This is a genomic window from Zeaxanthinibacter enoshimensis (assembly GCF_004362865.1).
Classification (GTDB): domain Bacteria; phylum Bacteroidota; class Bacteroidia; order Flavobacteriales; family Flavobacteriaceae; genus Zeaxanthinibacter; species Zeaxanthinibacter enoshimensis.
In genome coordinates this window covers 109,612-134,356 of the sequence record NZ_SNYI01000003.1, presented here as the reverse complement: position 1 = coordinate 134,356, position 24,745 = coordinate 109,612, and the positions used below count along the sequence as shown (strand labels likewise).

Here is a 24,745-nt window from a genome sequence, read left to right as displayed (position 1 = left end):
AGATGGGTCTTTTTTCAGGTTTCAAAAATACGGTTTTCTTATGGCTTTTTATCATCTTATCCTGCGGAAACCGCGGGAAGGCTGTTGCCGACAGCGAGGTTTCTGACCCCGGTAATCCTCTCCCTCCTGCTGTAGTGGTTGCCGCAAACAAAACCGGGAGCTATATCCCCCTGCTGAAAGACAAAAATACTGCCGTAGTCGCTAACCAGACCTCGGTCATTTTTAAGGACTCCGCCGGGAAAGACAGTTTGCTCTCCCACACCCACCTGGTTGATTCTTTACTATCCCTTGGGGTTCCCGTGAAAAAGGTGTTTGCACCCGAACACGGTTTCCGGGGAGATGCCGATGCCGGGGAAAAAGTGAAAGATGGCGTAGATAAGACTACGGGCTTACCCATTATCTCCCTGTATGGTAAGAACAGGAAGCCGACCCCGGAACAGCTGCAGGGGATAGATATCGTACTTTTTGATATACAGGATGTTGGGGTGCGCTTCTACACGTATATAGCGACGCTGCAACTGGTTATGGAAGCCGCAGCTGAGGCCGGGATCCCGGTTCTTGTTCTGGACAGGCCTAACCCAAATGCACATTATATTGACGGACCAACAATGGAAAAGGAACATACCGGTTTCCTGGGCATGACCACCATCCCCCTGGTATACGGAATGACCATAGGTGAATACGCGACGATGATCAATGAAGAAGGCTGGCTGGAAGACGGACAGAAGGCGGATCTTACAGTGATCCCGCTGGATAATTACACCCATCAAACTACCTATCACATTCCCATCCGACCTTCCCCGAATTTGCCCAACGATCAGTCCATAGCCCTTTACCCGAGTCTTGGCTTGTTCGAGGGTACAGATATCAATGCAGGAAGAGGAACGGAATTCCAGTTCCAGCGCTATGGCGCCCCTTTCCTGGATAGTACGAAGTATGACTTTAAGTATACCCCCAAGCCAAATTTCGGGTCCAAATATCCGAAGCACAGCGGGAAGACCTGTTATGGAAAAGACCTTTCTTCCGAACCCAGGCCGGACCGGGTCAACCTGCAATGGCTGATCGACGCCTATGCGAATGCTACGGATAAATCAAAGGTGTTCCTGACTGATGGGTTTACCCGGCACGCCGGGACAGCGCTTCTGCAGGAACAGATCACCTCTGGAGCTACAGAGGCAGAAATAAGGGAAAGCTGGAAGCAAGACCTGGAAAAGTTTAAACAGACCCGGGAGAAATATCTTCTCTACGATTAACCGGACCATTGGCCTCTGTTGTAGGCCTGCGGTACTTGTGAAATGGCTGTTTTAACAGCCCCCAGATACTCTCGTTCTGTTTTCGGTCCGGGAAAGTATCCACCCCGTAAGTGATGTCCTCAGGATGCAGCACCATGAAGGTGCCAAAAATCCTGTCCCAGACAGAAAAGATATTCCCGTAATTAGAATCTGTGTACGGCAACTGGAAATGATGGTGCACCTTGTGCATATCCGGAGATACAATGATCCAACTCAAGGCTTCATCCACCTTTCTCGGCAACCGTATGTTGGCATGACCAAACTGGGTCGCAACCAGCGAAAGGGATTGATATAACATGATGATACCGATAGGGGTTCCTATTAAGAACACTCCTGCCAAGGTAAAGACAAACCTGATCATGCTCTCCAGGGGATGGTGCCGGTTGGCAGTGGTGGTATCCACTTCGTGATCGGTATGGTGCACGAGGTGGATCATCCATAATGGCCGGACCTTGTGTTCCAGGTAATGAGGCAGGTAAGCGCCTACCAGGTCCAGTAACATTACCCCGATGATGACGTAAAGCCAGAGGGGCATGCCAGGTAACCAGTTAATAACGCCAAACTGGTTATTCGCCACCCAGTCGCTCGTTTTTAATAACAAGAACGCCAGGGCAAAATTGATAATGACCGTAGTGAGCGTAAAGAAGAAATTGGGCAGGGCATGACGCCATTTTTTGTAACCAAACCTGACCAGAGGGACTGCACCTTCCAGCACCCAGAAAAAAGTGATCCCAAGAACCAGGATCAGGCTGCGGTGAGAAGAAGGTATTGTTTCAAAATACCGGAGAATTACTTCCATTCCCTAAAGATAGTGTCTGCGGTCATAATTTTCCAAATGGGGACTCAGACTTTAACGCTGGCCTTCATTTTTTCCACGATATTATAGGCGGCCGGGCAGATTGCTACATTTTGCAGGGTCAGTTTCCCGATCTGGTGAAACTTCTTGCGATCCGTATGGGGATATTCCCGGCAGGCTTTTGGCCGTACATCGTAAATAAAACATTTGTTATCCGGCCCCAGGAAGGTACAGGGCACTTGCTGCAGTACATGGTCCCCATCTTCATCTATCCGGAGATATGTTTCCACGAAAGCTCCCGGTTTCATTCGCAGGTGCTTGGCAATGCGCTCAATATCCGTATTGGTGAACAGCGGCCCGGTGGTCTTACAACAATTAGCACAATCCAGGCAATCTGTGCGACTGAATTCTTCCGAATGCAGCTCCACCATCACCTTATCCAAATCTTTTGGCGGTTTTTTCTTGAGTTTTGCGAGGTATTTCGCATTCTCTTTCCTCTTTTCCTTAGCTTTTGCAGGTAATTGCCGTAGCTCCTCTTCCATAGCGCTGTTCGTTGAATTCCAGGTATATCCCTCCAGGGAACACGACCGTTTTGCGACTGCAAAGTAACCACTTTACTACTGAACAACGGCTAAGCGAAAGAAATAAATAGGTAGTTTTGAACCATAAAACCTATTCATGAACAAGGATGTCCTGGGCACAGCCCTTAGAGACCATTTTAAAGGAAATAGCGGTGACCCATTGATCACTTACATGAAACTCAACGGTTACGAGGAGTGGATAGAAGACGAGATGCCATTGGAATACCTCTTTCGTGACTTTAATGGTATGCCTGTCATAGAACAACGGGCACTGGAATTATGCCGCGGAAAGGTCCTGGATATAGGTTCGGGTGCAGGCAGCCATGCGCTGTACCTGCAGGAGAAAGGAATGGATGTAACAGGTCTCGACCAATCCAGGGGTGCCATTGCTGTAAGCCGGCTTCGGGGTTTGAAAAAAAGAGCCTTAGCAGAACTCAAAGATTATAATGGTACAAATTTTGATACCTTGTTACTATTGATGAATGGCATTGGCCTGGCGGGTCGCATGGAGGAGGTTGACGCATTCCTGCAGAAATTGAAATCTTTGTTAGCCCCTGGCGGTCAGATCCTGATCGATTCCAGCGACATCATTTATATGTACGAGGAGGATGTCGATGGAGGATTCCTGGTGCCGGATAACGATATTTATTACGGAGAGGTTATCTTTAAGATGGAATACAAAGGGCAGGAGTCGGCTCCTTTCCATTGGCTTTATCTCGATTTCAGATCGCTTGAAAAAGCGGCAAAGGCAAACAGATTTATCTGTGAACTTGTAAGTTATGGCGAACACTACGACTATTTAGCCAGGTTAATTCCGGCTGAAGACTAAATTGCTATTATCCCCGTTATCCTATTTTAAGGGGGTCTTTGAAAAAGAAAATTATGTTTAGATCATTGAAGAACTTTAATAAGCTGGCATGGGTGATCCTTATCCTGGTGATGGCGTGCTCAAAGTCGAGCAACCAGGACGGTGTACCCATGCAGACCGTGGACCCTGAACCGGTAATAGACAAGACCGCAAACCTGAAAGCCACCGGGGCGTCTGCCAATGATATACTTTCCAACGCGGAATTTGACAACCTGTTAATAGAAGTCGCTTACGTGGAAGGATTTAAGCCAACAGACGAAGCTATGGCTAATTTTGTAAGCTTTTTGCAGGAAAGAACCTTTAAGCAGAACATCACTGTAGAATACCTTTCACTTCCTTCGCCCGGGGAAGAAAACCTCACCACCCAGGAGATCGCTGACCTGGAGTCTGAGAACCGTACGGCATACAACTCGGGCAACACCCTTGCCATTTACATCTACTTTGCAGACGTTCCTTCTGAAGGTGATGAAGAGGAAGAAGGGCGTGTCACCCTGGGAGCGGTATATCGCAATACCTCTATGGTCATTTTTGAGCAGACCATCAGGAACCTGGCCGCCAGGAGTGCATTTATCTCGAATGCCGACCTGGAAACAGCCACCCTGCACCACGAATTTGGCCATCTCTTTGGCCTCGTAAACCTGGGGACAGAAATGGTCAATGATCACGAGGACCCGGATGCGGGGAGTCACTGTGTTACCGATGGATGCCTTATGCGGGCCGAATTACAATTTGGGAACGCGATGGCTAAAATGCTGCAATCCCGCGCCAGTAAAGGCCTCGCCGCAGTTCCTGAACTGGACAATGAGTGCCTGCTGGACCTGCAGGCCAACGGGGGCAGATAGGTTATAGCCCGAGACGGCAAATATATATTTCCTGCCACAACCCCCTATTTTAAGAAAGAATTTATCTACAAATAATACGGATTTTATATCTTAGCTTTCTTTTTCTTCTTACAATTTGTAAAGTCGAACTAAGAAAACCGACTCAGATAATAATAACATCCTTCATAAAGATCTGAGGTCGCGAGGCATTTTTTCATAAAGTTTAAAGGTTAAGAAATTATTGCTGTTTCCCTGGCTTATGCCGGGAACGCGACCTCTCTTTTTTCAACGGGGGACAAAGTTACATAGGTACACAGTGACATAGGGTGACAATGGGGACAGAGTAGACATGCTACTAACATCAACTTATGTATCCTGAGTTAAGTTAAGTCTTGCAAACCACAAACCGCGAACCGCGAACAGCCGAAGGCTCGCCTCGAACCTCAAACCTCGAACTTCAAACCTCGAACCCCTACGGTATATTCAGATACTTATGCGTCTGTAAAGACACTTTCCATTTGGGGTTAGCCATTACATAATCGACGATCATAGGGGTTACTTTGTCCCTGACACTCCATTCGGGTTGCAGATATAGGATACAGTCCTTATTGACCTTGGCTGCCTGTTCTTCGGCGAAGATCAGGTCGTGTTTGTTATAGACGATAACTTTGAGTTCGTTCGCCTTATCGTAAACCGGCCCTTCCGGGAGTTTATTCTTCTTTGGAGAAAGACAGATCCAGTCCCACTGGCCGGTAAGCTCGTATGCCCCGGAAGTTTCAATGTGAATTTGCAGGCCTTTATCCTTGAGCGCACGGGTAAGCGGCCCCATGTCCCAGGTTAATGGCTCACCGCCGGTAACCACGATGGTCTTGGAATATTTGGCGGCATTCTCAACGATCTGTTCAATAGCCGTGGGCGGATGGGTCTCGGCATTCCAGCTTTCCTTTACATCGCACCAGTGACATCCCACATCGCATCCTCCTACCCGTATAAAATAAGCAGCCGTACCCTTGTGGAACCCCTCGCCCTGTATGGTATAGAATTCCTCCATCAGCGGGAGCATAAGCCCCTTGTCTACCTGCTCTAAAATCGTTGTTGTAACCATGGCGCAAAGATAAGGTTTCAGCTATAGTTTACAGGTCAATTAAGCCTAATTTTCGGCCCGGTTCATGGACGCTACAAACAAAAATTACCCTATTTTTATCAAAAATAACCAAATGACCACCAAAGAAGAATTCAAAACCCATATTGAAAAGGGTTATTCCACTAAGGGTGATGCCATTATTATGGGGGCGGCCATGTTGGATGGTGAAGCTGTTACCGGTGCGCATGTCCGAATTCCTCTAAAAACCCTGAACAGGCATGGTTTGATCGCCGGGGCCACCGGGACCGGTAAAACAAAGACCTTACAGGTACTTGCAGAAAACCTCTCCAATAAAGGGATTCCCGTACTGCTGATGGATCTCAAGGGAGACCTCAGCGGACTTGCCCAGCCCAGCCCGGGACATCCTAAGATCGACGAGCGCCATGAAAAGATAGGCCTGCCTTTTACCGCCAGCTCCTTTCCTGTTGAGATCCTTTCACTTTCTGACCAGGACGGGGTGAAATTAAGGGCCACCGTGTCCGAATTCGGGCCGGTATTATTGTCCAGGATCCTGGACCTGTCCGTTACCCAGGAAGGTATCGTTGCAGTGATCTTTAAATATTGTGATGATAATAAGCTGCCTTTATTAGACCTGAAGGATTTTAAAAAGGTACTGCAATACGCTACCGGGGAAGGGAAGAAAGAATTTGCCAAAGATTACGGGAGAATTTCCACAAGCTCTACGGGGACTATCCTGAGGAAAGTGATCGAATTAGAGCAGCAGGGCGCAGATCTTTTCTTCGGGGAAAAATCCTTCGAAGTTGACGATCTTACCCGGATCGATGAAAACGGGAGGGGATATATTAATATCATCCGGCTGACCGACATACAGGACAAACCAAAGCTGTTTTCCACTTTTATGCTCAGCCTGCTGGCAGAGGTCTACGACCGTTTCCCGGAACAGGGCGATAGCGACAGGCCGGAACTGATCCTCTTTATCGACGAGGCGCACCTCATTTTCAAGGAAGCCTCCAAAGCCTTACTGGAGCAGATAGAAAGCATCGTTAAGTTAATACGATCCAAAGGTATAGGCTTGTATTTTGTCACCCAGAACCCAACTGATGTTCCCAACGAAGTGCTGGCGCAACTGGGTCTTAAAGTACAACACGCACTCCGTGCTTTTACCGCACGGGATAGGAAAGCCATTAAACTTACTGCCGAGAATTACCCTGATTCTGAATATTACGATACCAAGGAGGTTCTCACCTCGCTTGGAATAGGAGAGGCACTGATCTCTGCCCTGGATGAAAAAGGCCGGCCCACACCCCTGGCAGCAACCCTGCTCAGGGCACCAATGAGCCGGATGGACATCCTGACCTCATCGGAGCTGGCCGAAGTTATCGACAACTCCAAACTGGTTAAAAAATATAATGAGACCATAGACAGGGAAAGTGCCTATGAACTTCTCAATGAAAAGATTGAGCTAGCTGAAAAAGAGGCAGAGAAAGAAGCCGAACAAGAAGCCAGTGAAAAGAAACGACAATCACGTTCCGGCACCTCCCGGCGAAGGAGTACCCGCCAGGATCCGATTGTTAAAGTTTTGACCAGTGCCACATTTATCCGTGGAGTACTGGGTGTATTAAAAAAAGTTATCCGTTAATTACCAATGAACAAAAAAACCATGACGGCAGCTGTAGCTGCCCTGTTTGCGCTTTCAGCGTGCCAAAACGAAAAAGAAAATAAATTTGAGATCGGCGTTGATCATGTTGGGTTATTACAACATACTACTCCCTTGGGAGAATTGGATGCCGTCTATTCGGGAGACTCACTAGTGAGGGATTCGGCAACTCCAGGTTTTGGATCCACAGATCCGCGGGTTAAGGTCTATGAAAAAGGCGGGAAACACCTGCTGACCCTGACCCCGGGATCTGACAGCCTTAAAACCATTGAAAATATCAATATCCATGACCCCCGGTTCAGGACAAAAAAGGGCATCAGCCTGAATAGTACATTTAAGGATATCAGGGACAATTACACCATTAAAAAACTGGTGACTTTCAGAAATAACGTGGTAGTCTTCATTAAAGAAAGCGACGTTTATTTTACGATAGACAGGAAAGAGCTCCCGGAAAACCTGCGCTATAATCCCAATATCCAGATAGAAGCGGTACAGATCCCCGATGCTGCCAGAATCAAATATATGATGGTAGGCTGGGAATAATCCCCCTATAAAAGACACACTGTATGAACCCATTCTTACATTATTTCCTGCTTGAAAGAGCCAAACGCAAACTCGGTAAAAAACATCAGGGTGTCTATACACAGAAAGACCTGGTCAGTGAAATTCGGTTGGAACAGGTAGAATTGGTCCATTTTTTAAAGGAATTACTTTACCTGATGATCGGGGTCGCGGCTGCAGGTTTTGGGTTAAAGGGTTTTTTATTACCGAACGATTTCATCGATGGAGGCGCTACCGGTCTCTCGCTCCTGATCCGGGTGCTTTCGGGCTGGCCGCTGGGTCTCCTCCTGCTACTTATCAACCTGCCGTTTCTCTTTTTAGGCGCCAGGACCATAGGTCGGAAATTTGCAATCAAAAGTATCGTAGCTATCCTTGCCCTGGCAATTGTAGTTCATTTTATACCCTACCCTGTAGTTACCGATGACAAATTACTGATCTCCGTCTTTGGTGGATTCTTCCTGGGTCTCGGGATCGGGATGGCTATGCGGGGTGGCGGTGTCATTGACGGTACGGAAGTACTGGCGATCTACCTGAGCAGGAAATGGCATATTACCGTCGGGGATGCGCTGCTGCTGATCAACCTGCTGATTTTCTCCGCGGGAGCCTATTTACTGGGTGTGGAAACTGCTTTATACGCTATTCTCACCTACCTTGTGGCGGCCAAAACGGTTAATTACGTAGTAGACGGGGTAGAAGAATATATTGGAGTTACCATTATCTCTGACCAACACGAGGCCATCCGGTTGATGCTGACCGAAAAAATGGGCAGGGCGTGTACCATCTACATGGGGAAACAAGGCTACAGTAAATACGGGGGAAGCCGGAAAGAAACTGAAATTATCTATACCGTAGTAACCAGGCTGGAATTAGCAAGACTAAGTACTGAGATCGATAAGATCGACAAGAAAGCTTTTATTGTCATGGACCTCGTAAAAGACCTGAAAGGCGGGATGATCAAGAAAAGACCTTTGAATATCTGATCCCTTCCGGGAATGCACGTTGGAAGGTGTGGTGCAGTGGTTACTTATACGTGCCACTTGTTGAACGGGCCTGGGGACAAGCCCCCTCCCCTGCCGGAAATTTACGGTTTTTGGCTGCAGCAAACATGCAGCCGGATCCGACTGAGAATGGGCGGCATTTCGTATTTTTGACCGTTCAGAAGGTCTCATGAAAAAACACATCCGGAAATATGTCCCCCGCGCCTATGGTATTTTTTTCAATACCGTATCGCACCTGCATCCCGGCCTCGCCGCCCGGCAGGCATTTAAAACCTTTTCCAAGGTCAGGAAAGGCAGGCCTACCCGGGAACAACAGGAATTCCTAGAACAATCCAAAACAACTACCGAAATTGTCTCCGGCCACAAGATCCAGGTGTATCATTGGCCTGGGCCCGGTAACACTGTCCTCCTGGTACACGGATGGGAAAGCAACAGCTCTCGATGGAAAAACCTTATCCACTACCTGGGGGACGCCGGTTTCAACATCCTGGCATTTGATGCCCCCGGGCATGGAAATTCGAGCGGGCAGTACCTGCATGTTCCGCTTTATTCCGAATGCCTGGGGTATATGGCCGGGAAATACCAGCCGGAATACATCATAGGGCATTCTGTGGGCGGAATGACCACCCTGTATACCCATTACCGCGCTCCACAGCTCCCGATACAAAAGATAGTGACTATCGGATCCCCTTCTGAATTCCACGAGATCATGGAACACTTTAAGTCACTCCTGACCTTGAATGAAAAGGTTATGGAATCGCTGGAATCTTATGTGAGACGCAGGTTTGGGGTGAGGATAGAAGAATTCTCCTCCTCAAAGTTTATCAGGGAAAGCCAGGTTCCAGGATTGTTGTTCCACGATCGGTTTGATACCATTACCCCTTACCACGCTTCGGAAAGAGTTCACAGGCACTGGAAAAACAGTATTCTGGTTACCACAGAAGGCCTGGGTCATTCCATGCACCAGGAAGAAGTGAACCAGAAGATCATATCATTCCTGCAAGAGTGAAGTGCCTGTCCCTTTAACAGTAGTTTTAGAATATGACCTCTTGGCAATTATTATATTTAAAATAAAAACGAGATGCCAAAAGATAATATTCCATCAGTAAAGAACGAGGAGCAATACGAAGCCCTCAGGGACAAAGGGTACAGCAAGGAAAAAGCAGCCCGGATCGCCAACACAGAAAACTCTGGAGAAAAAGGAGGCCATGCCTCTAAATACGAAGAGCGAACCAAGGAGGAACTTTACCAGAAAGCTAAAGAAATTGGTATTGAAGGCCGTTCCAGGATGACCAAAAAAGAATTGATAAAAGCATTAAGAAATAACTGATTACTATGAGCACCATTACACCTTTCCATGTCGCGATTCCTGTCCACAACCTTGATGAATGCCGGGCCTTTTACCGGGATGTCCTGGAATGCGAGGAAGGCAGAAGCAGCGATCACTGGGTAGATTTCAATCTTTTTGGACACCAGCTTGTCATCCACTACAAACCTAAATCTGAAGAAAAACAACATGCCAATCCCGTTGACGGGAAGCAGGTTCCTGTTCCCCATTACGGTGTAGTGCTTCCCTGGGACAGCTTCCAGGCCTTTGCCGACAAATTGCAGGCTCGGAATATAGAGTTCGTAATAGAACCCTATATCCGTTTTAAGGGAGAGGTCGGAGAGCAAGCCACCATGTTCTTTTTGGACCCTGCCGGAAATGCCCTGGAATTCAAGGCTTTTAAAGACATGGATCAACTGTTCGCCAAGTAGAACGCACCTGTCAGATTTCCAAGCACTTAAAGGTTAAAATCATTGATTTTCGCATGATTATTGTTTACCTTAAATAGGTATTCTAAACAACTAAATCATGGAGAAAAAAATTATTGCCGTAGTGGGGGCTACAGGCGCACAGGGAGGGGGACTCGTAGAAGCGATCCTCAATGATCCCGATCACGAATTCGCGGTCCGTGCACTGACGCGTGATCCAAAATCTGACAAAGCAAAGGCTCTTAAAGCCCGGGGAGTAGAAATAGCTCATGCAGATGTCAATGACAAAGAAAGCCTGGTAAAGGCGTTTAAAGGAGCTTATGGAGTCTTCTGCGTCACCTTTTTCTGGGATCATTTTTCCGCGGAAATAGAATTGGAACAAGCCAGGTTAATGGCGGAAGCGGCGGAAGCGGCCGATGTACAGCACCTCATCTGGTCTACATTAGAAGATACACGGAACTGGGTACCCCTGGAAGACAACCGTATGCCGACGCTGCAGGAAAAATACAAGGTGCCCCATTTTGACGCGAAAGGAGAAGCAGACAAGTACTTTAAAGATTCAAAAGTTCCTGCAACGCTTCTGAGAACTTCTTTCTACTGGGAAAACTTCATTCACTTTGGAATGGCCCCGAAAAGAGGCGATGATGGAAAACTGGCGCTGGTTATGCCAATAGATGAAATTAAAATGCCCAGTATGGCCGTCCGGGATATCGGCCGGTGTGCCCTTGGCATCTTCAAGGCTGGTAAACAATACCAGGGAAAGACCATAGGCATCTCCGGGGAATTCCTTACCGGGAAAGAATTTGCAGATATTTTCAGCAAGGTCTTTGAGGAAGATGTGAAATATGTTTCCGTACCGCACGATGTGTACCGGGGATTTGATTTTCCCGGCGCGGACGACCTGGGAAATATGTACCAGTTCAAGGTAGATTTTGAAGAAGTCTTCTGTGGCAACCGGGACCTGGAATTATCCAGGAAACTGAACCCGAAACTGGAAACATTTCACGGGTGGCTCGTACGACATAAAGACCAGATACCCATGGAAACCCAAACCGCTTAAATATGGGCCCGGAGCTAGTTTAGTTTCCGGGTCTTTTTTAATCATACAACTAAAGTCCCCCTTCTTTCCAAAATCTCCACACGCATTGAATACATTTTCCAGGTTATCTGATCCTAGATAAGGAGTTATATTCCCAGGAAATCATACCAAAACTCTTATGATCCACGTTATAGTATAGTAACTCGGTAATAATACCTGCTAAATTAGTGAGTGATGAGAATCCTGATTATCTACGTGATCCTATTGCTGTGTTCTGTCCTGGCATTCGCCAGCTGTACGAACAATGAAGGAAGTAAGGATTTAGATGTTATTACGCCCACCGATTCTACCATGGGCATAGCGATGAACCTTGATTTAAGGTCATAAAAAAACCCTCTCAGGGAGAGGGCTTTTAGCATATTGTTATTCTTGTTACCAGATCTTGACGCGTTCTTCGGGAGCCAGGTAAAGTGAATCACCTTTTTCCACGTTGAATGCGGTATAGAATTCGGGTATATTCCTTACAACCCCATTTACACGGAAATCCCGCGGAGAATGAGGGTCTGTACTCACCTGTACGCGCAGGGCTTCATCCCTTGATTTCCCCATCCATCCCTGGGCCCAGCCCATGAATACACGTTGTTCCCCGGTGAACCCGTCCAGTACCGGACCTTCCTTACCATCCAGGGACATTTTGTAGGCTTTTAAAGCTATGCTTAATCCCCCGAGATCCCCGATATTCTCACCCAGGGTAAATTCACCGTTCACATTTAACTCCGGCAATACTTCAAAACCATTATACTGGGCAACAAGGGCATCGGTACGTTTCTTGAATTCTTCCCGGTCTGTCTCTGTCCACCAGTTACGCATGGTACCGTCCCCGTCAAAGGTGCTGCCTGAGTCGTCAAAACCATGCCCTATCTCGTGCCCGATCACAGCACCTATGGCCCCGTAATTCACAGCATCGTCTGCGTTGAGATTAAAGAATGGTGGTTGTAAAATGGCAGCCGGAAAAACGATCTCGTTCTTGGAAGGATTGTAATATGCATTTACCGTCTGGGGTGTCATTCCCCATTCTTTCCTGTCTACCGGTTTTCCAAGTTTATCCACGTTGCGCTGGTACTCCATCGCGTTGGTCCTCATAATGTTCCCCATCAGGTCATCTGCGGCAACTTCGATATCATAGGTCTTCCATTCCTCCGGATAACCTATCTTTGGATCGAATTTGCTGAGCTTATCCAGGGCTTCTTTCTTAGTATCTTCGCTCATCCAGTCTAATTCCTTAATACTGGCTTCGTAAGCTTTCAGCAGGTTCTCCACTAATTCCTCCATCCTTTCCTTGGCTTCCGGCGGAAAATGTTTCTGAACATATACCTTTCCTACAAGTTCGCCCAGGTTCCTGTTTACAACAGATACACCCCTTCTCCAGAGTGGTCTTTGCTCTGGGGTGCCGCGAAGTTCTTTATTGTAAAATTCAAAATGCTCCTGGTCTATTTCTTCACTCAGGTAAGGGGCCGCAGAGTTCAGGGCGCTCCATTTAAGGTAAGTCTTCCAGGTGGCCAGGTTGGTCCTGCGAACCAGCTGATCTAGCGATTTCGTATAATCCAGCATCATTACTACCAGCTTATCCTGGTCTTCGAGACCTGCTGCTTCAAGGTAGGTGTTCCAGTTAAAACGCGGCATCAGGGTATTCAGCGTATCTACCGTCATCATGTTATAATTGGCCACCCTGTTCCTGCGCTGTTCTTTTGGCATCTGCTTTTCTGCAAGTGCAGTTTCTAATTTCAGGATAGTTGACGCGGCTTTTTCCCCGTTCTCAAGTCCGGCCAACTGGAACATACGACTGATATGCTCCTGGTATTTCTGGCGGATCTCTTTGGAACGGTCATCCTCCTTCAGGTAATATTCCCTGTCCGGAAGTCCAAGCCCCCATTGCGCGGCATATACCACGTAATTCTGCGGATCTTTGTAGTCGGGGGAAATATAAAAGCCAAGGGGAACATCTATTCCCATTTTATTGGCGTAGGCAAAATAACGGGTCAGATCTTCGTAGTTACTGATCTCTTCAATTTTGGAGAACTCCTCTTGCATTGGGGTAATCCCTGCAGAATTCCTGGTCTCAAGATCCATATAGGATTTGTAAAAATCCCCTAATTTCTGCTCATCAGATCCTTTTTCAAATTCACCAGATGCTGCTTCTTCTATGATCTTCTTTACATTTTCTTCTGCTTCTTCCCTTACGATAGTCATAGTACCGTAGGAAGATTTATCAGCCGGAATTTCGGTTTTTTTCACCCAGCCCCCGTTAACATAGGCTGTAAAATTATCACCTGGATCTACGGTAGTATCCATGTTTTCGGTGTAAATACCTGAAACCAGCTCTTTGTCCTCACTGGTCTGGGCATCATTCTTACATCCCACTACTGCCAGTCCGGCACAGACCAGGGAGATGTTCTTAAGTTGATACATTTTCATTTAGTTGTATTTGGTTTTTGAATTAGCTATACGGGGATTAGTCGGCATTAGAAGAATGCCGTTACAGTATAAGGTGTTAAAATTGTGATGTTAACGTTCACCGCGGTGTTGTTCCCTTGCTAAAAGGGTATTTTTAAGCAGCATGGCGATGGTCATCGGCCCTACTCCTCCCGGGACAGGCGTAATGAATGATGCTTTTTTACTTACGTTTTCAAAATCCACATCTCCTGCCAGGTAGTATCCTTTTTCCCGGCTCTCATCCGGTACTCTTGTAATTCCCACATCGATCACTACAGCATCATCCTTTACCATTTCCGCCTTTAAAAAGTGCGGCACCCCGAGTGCCGAAATAACGATATCTGCCTGGGAAATGATCTGGGTAATATTCTTGGTGTGACTATGGGTAAGGGTCACGGTCGAATTCCCCGGCCATCCCTTTCTTCCCATGAGGATACTCATCGGGCGGCCTACGATGTGGCTCCGGCCTATAACCACTGTATGTTTCCCCTTGGTTTCCACGTTGTAGCGCTCCAGGAGTTCCAGGATACCAAAAGGGGTAGCCGGGATAAAGGTGCTCATATCCAGCGCCATTTTACCGAAATTGGTCGGGTGGAATCCATCCACATCCTTATCGGGATCTATTGCCATGATGACCTTCTGGGTATCGATCTGTTCCGGCAGGGGCAGTTGTACGATAAAACCGTCGATATCATCATCCTGGTTCAGCTGGTCGATCTTTTTCAGGAGTTCCAGTTCCGAGGTGGTACTGGGGAGGCGGATCAGGGTAGATTCAAATCCGACCTTTTCACAGGAGCGTACCTTGCTATTGACGTATGTCATGCTTGCCCCGTCGTTACCCACGATGACTGCCGCAAGATGGGGCACTTTCTCACCCCTTTCTTTCATCTGTGCCACCTCAGCGGCAATTTCTTCCTTGATCTGGTTAGAAATTTTTTTTCCGTCTAGTATTTCCATGAAAAGGGGTATGTATTATTTGTGATCTGGATCTTTATTCGCCGGGGTCCGGCTTGATATTACTCCTGTTTAAAAATTTCAAACCCCGGGGTTCATAACCCAGCCCCGGAGTTTAAGTTATTTCATCCTCCAGCAAGAAACATGCAGTGGGATGATAAATATTCATTCTAGATGTAAAGCGCCTTCCATGCTTTAACACCTATACTACTTCAAAGTTATAAATTCACCTGTTGACTGTAAACTTCTGACTACCTCGGCATATTCTGCATCATCTGCATCATTTTTTTGCCGCCGCCGCCCTGCATCATCTTCATCATCTTGCTCATCTGGTCAAATTGCTTAAGCAACTGGTTCACTTCCTTTATCTCCCTACCGCTGCCTTTGGCGATCCGCTTCTTACGACTTGCGTTCAGTAAGGATGGATTAGAGCGCTCTTCCGGGGTCATTGAGTGGATAATGGCTTCTATATGCTTAAAAGCATCATCATCAATATCCAGTCCCTTCAGAGCCTTTCCGGCGCCGGGGATCATCCCGAGCAGGTCCTTCATGCTACCCATCTTCTTGATCTGCTGTATCTGGTTCAGGAAATCGTCAAAACCGAACTTGTTCTTGGCGATCTTCTTCTGAAGTTTCCTGGCCTCTTCTTCATCAAACTGTTCCTGTGCACGCTCCACAAGAGATACCACGTCTCCCATGCCCAGTATCCTGTCTGCCATACGGGAAGGATAGAAAACATCGATAGCATCCATTTTCTCACCCGTACCGATAAACTTAATGGGTTTATCTACGACCGATTTGATGGATAATGCCGCACCCCCACGGGTATCACCATCCAGCTTGGTAAGTACTACCCCGTCAAAATCGAGTACCTCGTTAAATGCCTTGGCCGTATTTACGGCATCCTGTCCTGTCATGGAATCTACCACGAAAAGGGTTTCCTGTGGTTTGATGGCGTCGCGGATATTCGCGATCTCGGTCATCATCTGCTGATCTACTGCCAATCGTCCCGCGGTATCAATAATAACCACGTTATGGCCGTTTTTCCTGGCGTAATCTATACCCGCCTTGGCAAGTGAAACAGGATCCTTGTTGTCCTTATCCGAGTAGACCGGCACCCCGATCTGCTCCCCGACCACATGTAACTGGTCTATCGCCGCAGGTCGGTAAACGTCACAGGCAACCAGCAGTGGATTTTTGGTCTTCTTGCTCTTTAAAAAATTAGCAAGCTTACCGGAAAAAGTGGTTTTACCGGAACCTTGCAGACCCGACATCAGGATCACAGCCGGATCCCCGGCAAGGGATATCCCCTCAGATTCCCCGCCCATCAGCTGGGTCAGTTCATCTTTTACGATCTTCACCATCAACTGCCCGGGCTGTAACGAAGTCAGCACATTCTGTCCCAGTGCTTTTTCCTTTACCGTATTCGTAAATTCCTTGGCTATCTTAAAATTGACATCCGCATCCAGTAAGGCACGGCGTACCTCTTTCGTGGTCTCTGCCACGTTGATCTCCGTAATTTGCCCATGTCCTTTCAGTACATGCAGGGCTTTATCTAACTTTTCACTTAAATTATCAAACATCGTCGTATCCTGTTTTCAAGAGTAGCAAAAATAAGAATATCAGACGGATGAGGGAAGGATGGGAAGCAGTTTTAAAAAAGAAAAGGGCGGCTCCGTTTCCGGGACCACCCTTTTCAGCAAAATTGGGGCTAATCTTAGTTCCTTTCAAATACCAGGATCTTGACCTGTCCGTCGGCATCAGATTCACTTCTCAGTTCTATTCGGCCTGCATCGGCAGAGTAAAAGTCCCAGTCATCGGTAAGTTCATTCAAGGGTTCATTCTCACCGCCATTCAGGTATACTTTCAGTTTTCCTTCACTGTTCCTCAGTACTCTCCATAAGCCGGCTTCTGTAGTCCCGGTCTCACCAAGAGTCATGCTCATGATATGCTCAGCTTCGAAAGCAAAACTGTACAGCGTATACAAATCGGCCTCGTCAATCTCGCTATCTATAAAGCTGGCAACTCTCCAGGGTCCGTCCTTCATCAGTTCCCTGATCTCTACAACATCTCCGTCAGCACCGTTGTCCTCACAAACTCTTTGAAGAATTAGTTCGTACCCTATATCTTCTACCTCGAATTTGAGACGTTGGTTCATCAGGTCGCGTACCGGCCATTCAAAGTTCACCGCAGGCTCTGCTCCCATGGCAATGGCCAGGACCAGTATCCCCTGGTCATTAGTAGAGACTTCCCACTCCCCTTCGGAGATATTGATACTATTGCTCAGGGTAACTACGCCTTCAGCATGGAAATTGAATTCATATCCTAACAGGCGTTCTATCTCCTCGCCCTGGTTCTTTACCTTCTTGATCACCCAGGCACATTCCTTAAGAATATTCCTCAGGGTTGCTCCCGGGTCCGGAGCGTCACAGAAGCGTTTCATGATGATCTTGTTTCCTCCTTCAGAGAAGAGTTTAATGGTACCTTCCCCGATCTCGTACACAAACCACTCCAGGTTAAAGTCGACCAGCACATCAAATTCGAGCTTCAATAACACCCTGTTGTTATCTGACACCCTGGTAGTCCAGGTACCGATGAGGGTATTACCAATACGGTCTTTTACATAAACTTTCCCGTCTTCCCCGAAATTCATCAGGTATTCAAAATACTGGTCTGTCTGGTTTACCTGGTCACGTACCATCTCGTGAACTAACCAGGGACATTCTACCAGGTATTCGTTCAGTCGTTCCTGGGTAAAATCGTCATCATTATAGTCGTTGTCATCATCCTCGTCACAGGCATCCTTAGTCTCCTCGATCAGGCGTGCCAATTGCTCGTTACTATTTACTTCGACCACGGTACCATCATATAATTTCAGGCTGATAGGAAAACTGAAACTGGCCAGTTGATCTTCACCAAGTTCTTTGAAGAAGAAACGCAACTGCCTGTCATTTTCAACGGTAACCCTGCTGGTTTGCTGTAGGGTACGATCAAAAGTGAAAAGTGTGAGGGGGTATACAAAATCTATACACTCAATATCATCATCTTCGCCGTTCTCAATACAGTCGGCCGCGAGCTCTCTTAGTCCTTCCCTGCTGTTTATGGTAATATCAGCATAGGCTCCCGTGGTAACGGTTATCGGGAAAACCAGTTCCAGGAAGTCATTATCAATATCAGAGGCATCAAAGATATCTTCGATCAGCTGCAGGTCTTCCCTCGATTCTATAATTAAGATCTCCCCGTTGACATTAACTTCATAAGGAAACTGTATAGCCAGGCAACTTGCCTGGTCCACTATATTGTCAAATGAGCCGTCATTAGATGCTGTGCGCTCTATTAATACGGCTGTTGAAGAATTAGCCTCCAGGGTTTGTTGCTGGTTATCTTCCGGCAGTTCTTCAAACTCGGACTGGCAGGCTGTGAAAAGCAGTGTCATTCCCAACAGGAATGTATACAATGCAAAATGGATTCTATTTTTCATAACGATTTGGATTTTTAACGCTAATTCACATTAAAAACACCTGGGATAACATTTACCCTACCCTGATTTTTAATTTTTTTTCAGATATATTTGGGCTAACCAAATCCGGGCGTTCGGTATTATAAGGGATTCAGGAGCCTGAACCTTTATTATTATAGAACGCAGAAAGACAGAATTATTACCACCTTGAACATAGAAAATCACGACAATGTATGTAAGGAAGAAGTATTCAGCTTCCTTTTCAATGCTCATTCCAAAGCCATTTTCAGATCTATATTCTATAAATATGGAAATGAGGAGAAAGCTTACGATGTAGTACAGGAAGCCTTTGTCAAATTGTGGGAGCATTGTGCCAAGGTCACCCCGGGAAAAGCCAAGTCTTACGTTTATACCATTGCCAACAACAATTACCTGAACGTACTGAAGGCAGAAAAGGTACGGCTTAAGTATAATAACAGCGGCCTGGAGAATGACCGGACACAGGAATCACCGGAATACCTGATGGAGGAAAAGGAATTCCAGCAGAAACTGGACAACGCTTTAAACAGTCTGCCGGAAAACCAGCGGCAGACTTTCCTGATGAACCGGGTAGAAGGCAAAAAATACGCCGAGATTGCCGACCTGGAAGGGGTAAGTGTCAAAGCTATTGAAAAAAGGATGCACCTGGCACTGAAGACGTTGCGGGAAACTATTGATGGGATTTAGTGTGGTAAGTACATAGGTTAATAGGGACAAAGGAGACAGAGAAGCGGGTCTCGGGGAACCGCGAACTGCAAACCGCGAACCTCAAACCTCAAACCTCAAACCTCAAACCTCAAACCTCAAACCAAAAGGTAGGGTATTTTAAACCTCGGTTGTTATAAAGGTGTAAAGAAAGGAATCATGAAAGAAAATTATTTGGCAAAATGGTTGAACAACGAGCTGAGTGAGGCTGAGTTGGCAGCGTTCAAGGAAACTGCCGAATATGCCACATATAAGAAGATCGTTGATGCAAGCGCCAGGATAGAAGGCCCCGCGTATGACTCCGCCAAGGCTTATAAGAACCTCCAGGCCAGGCTTGCAGCTAAACAAACTGAGACTCCCGGGAAAGGTAAAGTCATTAATATGAAGCCGGTGCGGAAGCTGATGAAAATTGCTGCAGCGATCGTATTGCTCATTGCTGTTTCTTTCTGGTTCGCCAACTCCCAGGATGAAACGGTTAGCACCTTGTATGCAGAATCTACAACCCACACCCTGCCCGATGCTTCAGAAATTATACTGAATGCCGGATCGGAGATATCTTACAGTAAAAAGAAATGGAACAAGGAACGCGTGGTATCCCTTGAAGGGGAAGCGTTCTTCAAAGTTGCCAAAGGAGAAAAATTCAGTGTTGACACCGATCTTGGGGAAGTTTGGGTTCTCGGCACCCAGTTCAATGTAGAACAAAGGGGCGATTATTTCGAGGTCAGTTGTTACGAAGGCCTGGTACGCGTGATCTTTGATGGAGTTGAAAAAGAATTACCCGCAGGTAGTTCCTTCCTGGCGATCAACGGGAAAATAATTCCTGTAGAAGGGCCGGTGACTGATGGTCCTTCCTGGTTAAACCAGGAAAGTTCCTTTAAAAGTATCCCCCTGAAGTATGTTTTAGAAGAGTTTGAGCGTCAATTCAATATCGATGTAGAAACCCGGGACGTGGACCTCAACCAACTATTTACAGGGACATTCAGCAATACAAATAAAGAATTGGCGTTGCAGAGTATAAGTTCACCTTCCAGGTTAACCTATGACCTGGATGGGGAGAATGTGATATTCTATGCCGAGGAAACCCCTTAAAAAAATTTTCTGCTTAATGCTGTTCCTGGTCTGCGGCCTCTTGTCGTCTATGGCCCAGGAAGTAACCACCCAGGGTACGGTTAACATAATTACCTACCTGCAGGAATTAGAACGCCGGTACGATGTAAAATTCTCCTACGTGGATGAAGACCTGGAAGATGTCCGGGTACAACTGCCCGCAGAAGAGGACCTGGATACCATACTTGCCCGGCTTACAGACCAGACTCAACTTAAAGTCCAGAAACTGAGTGATCGGTATTATACCCTGTCGCGCAGCAGGCTGATCGATGTCTGCGGTACGGTGCTCGACAATTATGAGAAGAACACCATAACCGGGGCATCAGTAGAAGTACTGGGAAGCAGCATCAGCATGATCACCGATTTTGACGGGATGTTCAGGCTGGAACAGATTCCCCGCGGAGCCACCCTCCGGATCCGCCATATTGGATACAAGCCCTTATACATCAGTGCCTCCGCTTTGGTTCAAAGCAATCCGTGTACCCCTATCCCCCTGGCACTTCTCTATGAACAGCTGGACGAGGTTGTGGTATACAATATCCTGACCACGGGAATTTCCGAAATGCCCGATGGTAGCCTGCAACTTGACCTGGATAAATTTGGGATTCTTCCCGGCCTGAGTGAACCTGATATCCTGCAATCCGTACAGGCTCTGCCGGGGATAAGAAGTATTGATGAAACCGTTTCGGATATCAATATCCGGGGTGGAACAAACGACCAGAACCTTATCCTGTGGGATGGAATCAAAATGTACCAGTCCGGTCATTTCTTCGGGCTGATATCGGCCTTTAACCCTTACCTAACAGAAAAGGTAACCCTAATAAAGAACGGGACTTCTGCCCAGTATGGAGATGGGGTAAGCGGGATCATCCTTATGGAGACCCATGACCGTGTTGATGACAAAATATTCGGGGGCGCTGGGTTTAATCTTATCAGCGGCGATGCTTATGCTTATCTTCCGCTCTCAGAAAAACTGGGTTTCCAATGGTCTGCAAGGCGTTCTGTGACCGATTTTCTCAATACCCCGACCTATAAACAGTTTTTCAGCAGGGCCTTCCAGGATACAGAGGTAAAGAGTGATAATGGTGCGGATACTGATATATCACAGGAAGAGAATTTTTACTTCTATGATTTTACAGGGAAACTGTTGTATGATATTAACGAGCGTCATAAAGCAAGGTTAAGCTTTATCCATATCAATAACGACCTGGACTATACAGAGACCGCTAACCAGAGTGGCCGTGAAAACCGGAGCACCCTGGACCAGACCAACCTGTCTTTCGGGGCGGTACTGCACAGCGACTGGTCTGATGACTTCCACAGCACCATCAATACCTATTATACCCGTTATAACCTGGATGCGAGAACAAGTACTAATGACGAAGAACAACAGTTATTCCAGAATAACCGGGTACTGGAATCCTCCCTGAAGCTGAACACACGGTACAAGGTCTTGACAGAGCTCAACTGGCACAACGGCTACCAGTTCTCCGAAGTAGGAATCACCAATACCACCACGGTGACCCAACCGCCTTTTAACAGCAATGTAAAAGGGGTGATCCGGACCCACGCACCCTTCTCGGAACTGGAATACAGATCGGCCGATGGAGATATGATGGCCAGGGGTGGAGTGCGGGTTAATTTTATTGAAAACCTGGATACATTTTCAGAGATCATCGTAGAACCAAGGATCAACCTGAACTATGCCCTTACCGACAGCTGGCGGATTTCCGCCCTTGGAGAATTCAAGAACCAGACTACCAACCAGGTCATAGACCTGGAGCAGAATTTCCTTGGGATCGAGAAACGGAGGTGGATACTTTCCGACAACCAGGACCTGCCTGTGACTAAGAGCAAGCAGGGATCCATGGGACTGAATTATGACAAGAATAAATGGTACCTGGGTCTCGAAGCTTTTTATAAACAGGTGGATGGGATCAGTACAGCTACCCAGGGTTTCCAGAACCAGGACCAGTTCAACGGGGAGATTGGCAGTTACGATGTCAAGGGGATAGAATTCCTGTTGAATCACCAGGCAGACAGGATCAGCGCCTGGATCAGCTATACCTACAACGAGAACACCTACACTTTTGAAGACATTGATCCAAGCCGTTTTCCGAATAACCTGGATATCCGGCATGCAGCTACCCTGGCAGGTACTTACACTTATAATCGCTTAAAACTAGGGCTAGGGTTGCATTACAGGACGGGTAAACCGTATACTGAGCCGCAGGAAGGGAATAATATTATAAACCTGAATATATTCCCAAACCAGATCAACTACCAGGACCCAAACAGCAGCAGGCTGCCGGATTATCTCAGGGCAGATGCATCGGCCATATACGAATTCCGGATTAGCCCGGGTGTTAATGCTTCCGTGGGAGCATCTGTACTGAACCTGCTGAACAAAAAGAACCTCCTGAACGTTTATTACCGCATCAATGAACAGGATGAAGTAGAAAGGATAGAGAGCGCTTCTTTGGGACTCACCCCAAATGTCAGCGCCAGGATAAGGTTCTAAGAGGGGTTCAGTTTCCAGACTGAAAATCCTGGCAGCACGATCACCATAGAGGATGGAGATCTATCATTATTCCGTATCTAAGCCAAAAACCGGCAATCCCACGAGCCCGATGATCTTTGCAGATCTTTTTTTTAGATCGTGGGCAATCGGGTATTACATCCGCTCCGGAACATCAATACCGAGAAGTCCAAAGGCCGTCTGGATGACCTGTGCAACCTTATCCGCCAGCTGTATCCTGAAGATCTTGATGTTTTCATCGGCCTCACCCAGGATAGAGACCTGCTGGTAGAACGAATTAAACTCCTTCACGAGTTCGTAGGTATAATTCGCGATCAGGGCCGGGCTGTAATTCTCTGCCGCTTGCTGAACGGCTTCCGGGAATCCTTCTAACCATTTCAGTAATTCTTTCTCCTTGGGGTGCAGCTCCAGGTCTGTGGCAACGTCCTGCTGCATACCTTCTTCCGGGGCTTTCCTCAGGATAGACTGTATCCGTGCATAGGTATACTGGATAAAAGGACCCGTATTTCCCTGGAAATCCACCGATTCCTCCGGGTCAAATAAAATCCGTTTTTTAGGGTCTACCTTCAGGATATAATATTTGAGCGCTCCCAGCCCGATCATATGATAGAGCTGTTGTTTTTCCGCTTCCGAATAATCTTCCAGCTTGCCAAGCTCGCTGGCAATAGCTCCCGCAGTCTCGCTCATCTCGAGGACCAGGTCATCAGCATCAACAACGGTTCCTTCCCGGCTTTTCATCTTCCCGCTTGGAAGGTCGACCATCCCGTAACTGAGATGATAAAGATGATCTGCCCAGTCAAACCCCAGTTTTTTCAGGATGAGGAAAAGGACTTTAAAGTGGTAATCCTGTTCGTTCCCTACCGTGTATACCATTCCGTTTATATCAGGGAAATCTTTCACCCTTTGAATGGCAGTACCAATATCCTGGGTCATATAGACTGCAGTACCATCAGACCTGAGTACGATCTTTTCATCCAGTCCCTCTTCGGTAAGGTCTATCCAGACACTACCGTCATCTTTCCGGTAAAATACACCTTGCTCTAATCCTTGTTCTACAACATCTTTTCCAAGCAGGTAGGTATCACTCTCGTAATAGAGTGTATCAAAACTGACCCCCAGGCTCTTATAGGTCTCTTCGAACCCCTCGTATACCCATCCGTTCATGGTCTTCCAAAGCTGGACAACCTCCGGATCTCCTGCTTCCCATTTTCTAAGCATTTCCTGGGCTTCCTGAAGCAGTGAAGCTTCTTTTTCTGCTTTTTCCTTCGGAGTACCCGCGGCCACCATCTCGGCAACTTCTTGTTTATACGCCTTATCAAAGGCTACATAATAGTTACCTACCAGTTTATCGCCTTTCAGACCGGTGCTCTCCGGGGTTTCCCCGTTTCCGAAGCGTTTCCAGGCCAGCATGCTCTTGCAAATGTGGATCCCGCGGTCATTTATGATCTGGGTCTTATATACTTTTTTCCCTGCAGCTTCCAGGATAAGCGATACCGAATGACCGAGCAGGTTATTCCTGATATGCCCCAGGTGTAAGGGTTTGTTTGTATTGGGAGAAGAGTATTCCACCATCACCGCGTTATCATCCTTTTGCGCTACTTTACCATAGCCTTCCTGCCCACGTACCTTATTAAAAAACTCAAGGTAATACGCGTCGCTGATCACCAGGTTAAGGAAACCTTTGATCACGTTGAATCCTGAGACCTCGGCTACTTTCTCCTGCAGGAAAGTTCCGAGCTGTTCCCCTATCTTCTCAGGGTTGCCTTTCACATACCTCAGCATCGGGAAGATCACCACGGTGATATCTCCTTCAAAATCCTTCCGCGTGGGTTGTAATTCTACCGATGGCAGTTGAACTTCGTATAATTCCTGCAGGCCGGCTTTGACCTGCTCCTGTATAACGTCTTGCAAACTCATAAATAATGGGCGAATCAGGCTGCAAAACTAATGATTTTTTGCGCTTCTATTACATAGA

At 47.0% G+C, this 24,745-nt stretch carries 22 protein-coding genes; 14 read left to right on the top strand and 8 right to left on the bottom strand.

Features of this window, described 5'->3' with window-relative positions; all coding sequences use genetic code 11:
• The first annotated feature begins 2 nt into the window (after window positions 1-2).
• On the top strand, window positions 3-1,253 hold the full coding sequence (locus tag CLV82_RS12295; RefSeq protein WP_133644651.1) for an exo-beta-N-acetylmuramidase NamZ family protein: 1,251 nt from the start codon (window positions 3-5) through the stop codon (window positions 1,251-1,253).
• Here CLV82_RS12295 and CLV82_RS12290 read toward each other — a convergent pair.
• Both CLV82_RS12290 and CLV82_RS12285 read right to left on the bottom strand, forming a co-directional pair.
• Entirely contained in the window at window positions 1,216-2,091 is an 876-nt protein-coding gene (locus tag CLV82_RS12290) for a sterol desaturase family protein (protein WP_133644650.1), read from the bottom strand. The two genes, CLV82_RS12295 and CLV82_RS12290, sit on opposite strands and share 38 nt — an antisense overlap.
• Window positions 2,092-2,135: 44 nt before the next feature.
• Complete coding sequence (locus tag CLV82_RS12285) at window positions 2,136-2,630, bottom strand: YkgJ family cysteine cluster protein (RefSeq protein WP_133644649.1); 495 nt, start codon at window positions 2,628-2,630, stop codon at window positions 2,136-2,138.
• A 136-nt stretch (window positions 2,631-2,766) separates the two neighbouring features.
• Here CLV82_RS12285 and CLV82_RS12280 point away from each other — a divergent pair, with 136 nt between their 5' ends.
• Window positions 2,767-3,498 carry a class I SAM-dependent methyltransferase gene (locus tag CLV82_RS12280; protein WP_133644648.1) on the top strand — a complete coding sequence of 244 codons (732 nt, stop codon included), beginning with the start codon at window positions 2,767-2,769 and terminating at the stop codon, window positions 3,496-3,498.
• Between the two features lie 53 nt (window positions 3,499-3,551).
• Window positions 3,552-4,379, top strand: coding sequence for a hypothetical protein (locus CLV82_RS12275; protein ID WP_133644647.1), 828 nt, complete (start codon window positions 3,552-3,554; stop codon window positions 4,377-4,379).
• Window positions 4,380-4,830: 451 nt separating this feature from the next.
• Here the strand turns inward: CLV82_RS12275 and CLV82_RS12270 are convergent, their stop codons facing one another.
• The gene (locus tag CLV82_RS12270; protein ID WP_133644646.1) at window positions 4,831-5,463 is read right to left on the bottom strand and encodes a 7-carboxy-7-deazaguanine synthase QueE; all 633 of its coding nucleotides are present in this window, start codon (window positions 5,461-5,463) and stop codon (window positions 4,831-4,833) included.
• Between the two features lie 112 nt (window positions 5,464-5,575).
• Between CLV82_RS12270 and CLV82_RS12265 the strand changes: the two genes are divergently transcribed.
• The 8 genes from CLV82_RS12265 to CLV82_RS14765 all read left to right on the top strand — a co-directional run bounded on the left by CLV82_RS12265 (window position 5,576) and on the right by CLV82_RS14765 (window position 11,860).
• The gene (locus CLV82_RS12265; RefSeq protein ID WP_133644645.1) at window positions 5,576-7,102 is read left to right on the top strand and encodes a helicase HerA-like domain-containing protein; all 1,527 of its coding nucleotides are present in this window, start codon (window positions 5,576-5,578) and stop codon (window positions 7,100-7,102) included.
• 6 nt (window positions 7,103-7,108) lie between these two features.
• Window positions 7,109-7,663, top strand: a complete 555-nt coding sequence (locus CLV82_RS12260; RefSeq protein WP_133644644.1) for a hypothetical protein — start codon at window positions 7,109-7,111, stop codon at window positions 7,661-7,663.
• A 23-nt stretch (window positions 7,664-7,686) separates the two neighbouring features.
• On the top strand, window positions 7,687-8,661 hold the full coding sequence (locus CLV82_RS12255; protein ID WP_133644643.1) for a YitT family protein: 975 nt from the start codon (window positions 7,687-7,689) through the stop codon (window positions 8,659-8,661).
• 187 nt (window positions 8,662-8,848) lie between these two features.
• The gene (locus CLV82_RS12250; RefSeq protein WP_133644642.1) at window positions 8,849-9,688 is read left to right on the top strand and encodes an alpha/beta fold hydrolase; all 840 of its coding nucleotides are present in this window, start codon (window positions 8,849-8,851) and stop codon (window positions 9,686-9,688) included.
• Window positions 9,689-9,760: 72 nt separating this feature from the next.
• Window positions 9,761-10,009 carry a DUF7218 family protein gene (locus CLV82_RS12245; protein WP_133644641.1) on the top strand — a complete coding sequence of 83 codons (249 nt, stop codon included), beginning with the start codon at window positions 9,761-9,763 and terminating at the stop codon, window positions 10,007-10,009.
• A 5-nt stretch (window positions 10,010-10,014) separates the two neighbouring features.
• The gene (locus CLV82_RS12240) at window positions 10,015-10,437 is read left to right on the top strand and encodes a VOC family protein (RefSeq protein ID WP_133644640.1); all 423 of its coding nucleotides are present in this window, start codon (window positions 10,015-10,017) and stop codon (window positions 10,435-10,437) included.
• A 97-nt stretch (window positions 10,438-10,534) separates the two neighbouring features.
• Window positions 10,535-11,494 (top strand): NmrA/HSCARG family protein, encoded by a 960-nt coding sequence (locus CLV82_RS12235; RefSeq protein ID WP_208107993.1) that lies wholly within the window; start codon window positions 10,535-10,537, stop codon window positions 11,492-11,494.
• A 213-nt stretch (window positions 11,495-11,707) separates the two neighbouring features.
• A complete protein-coding gene (locus CLV82_RS14765) occupies window positions 11,708-11,860 on the top strand; it encodes a hypothetical protein (protein ID WP_166636711.1) in 153 nt (50 codons plus the stop codon).
• 45 nt (window positions 11,861-11,905) lie between these two features.
• On the opposite strand, the gene CLV82_RS12230 is transcribed toward CLV82_RS14765, so the two are convergent.
• From CLV82_RS12230 to CLV82_RS12215, 4 genes are all read right to left on the bottom strand, one after another.
• A complete protein-coding gene (locus CLV82_RS12230; RefSeq protein WP_133644638.1) occupies window positions 11,906-13,948 on the bottom strand; it encodes a M13 family metallopeptidase in 2,043 nt (680 codons plus the stop codon).
• Between the two features lie 90 nt (window positions 13,949-14,038).
• Window positions 14,039-14,923, bottom strand: a complete 885-nt coding sequence (locus CLV82_RS12225) for a bifunctional 5,10-methylenetetrahydrofolate dehydrogenase/5,10-methenyltetrahydrofolate cyclohydrolase (RefSeq protein ID WP_133644637.1) — start codon at window positions 14,921-14,923, stop codon at window positions 14,039-14,041.
• A 248-nt stretch (window positions 14,924-15,171) separates the two neighbouring features.
• Window positions 15,172-16,503: a signal recognition particle protein gene (gene ffh, locus CLV82_RS12220; protein ID WP_133644636.1), complete on the bottom strand. Its 1,332-nt coding sequence runs from the start codon at window positions 16,501-16,503 to the stop codon at window positions 15,172-15,174.
• Window positions 16,504-16,637: 134 nt separating this feature from the next.
• On the bottom strand, window positions 16,638-18,401 hold the full coding sequence (locus CLV82_RS12215) for a hypothetical protein (protein WP_133644635.1): 1,764 nt from the start codon (window positions 18,399-18,401) through the stop codon (window positions 16,638-16,640).
• Between the two features lie 186 nt (window positions 18,402-18,587).
• Between CLV82_RS12215 and CLV82_RS12210 the strand changes: the two genes are divergently transcribed.
• From CLV82_RS12210 to CLV82_RS12200, 3 genes are all read left to right on the top strand, one after another.
• Complete coding sequence (locus CLV82_RS12210; RefSeq protein ID WP_133644634.1) at window positions 18,588-19,106, top strand: RNA polymerase sigma factor; 519 nt, start codon at window positions 18,588-18,590, stop codon at window positions 19,104-19,106.
• 177 nt (window positions 19,107-19,283) lie between these two features.
• On the top strand, window positions 19,284-20,213 hold the full coding sequence (locus CLV82_RS12205; protein ID WP_133644633.1) for a FecR family protein: 930 nt from the start codon (window positions 19,284-19,286) through the stop codon (window positions 20,211-20,213).
• Between the two features lie 16 nt (window positions 20,214-20,229).
• A complete protein-coding gene (locus CLV82_RS12200; protein ID WP_243744213.1) occupies window positions 20,230-22,752 on the top strand; it encodes a TonB-dependent receptor in 2,523 nt (840 codons plus the stop codon).
• Between the two features lie 153 nt (window positions 22,753-22,905).
• Here CLV82_RS12200 and argS read toward each other — a convergent pair whose 3' ends face one another.
• Complete coding sequence (gene argS, locus CLV82_RS12195) at window positions 22,906-24,687, bottom strand: arginine--tRNA ligase (protein ID WP_133644631.1); 1,782 nt, start codon at window positions 24,685-24,687, stop codon at window positions 22,906-22,908.
• Window positions 24,688-24,745: the final 58 nt, after the last annotated feature.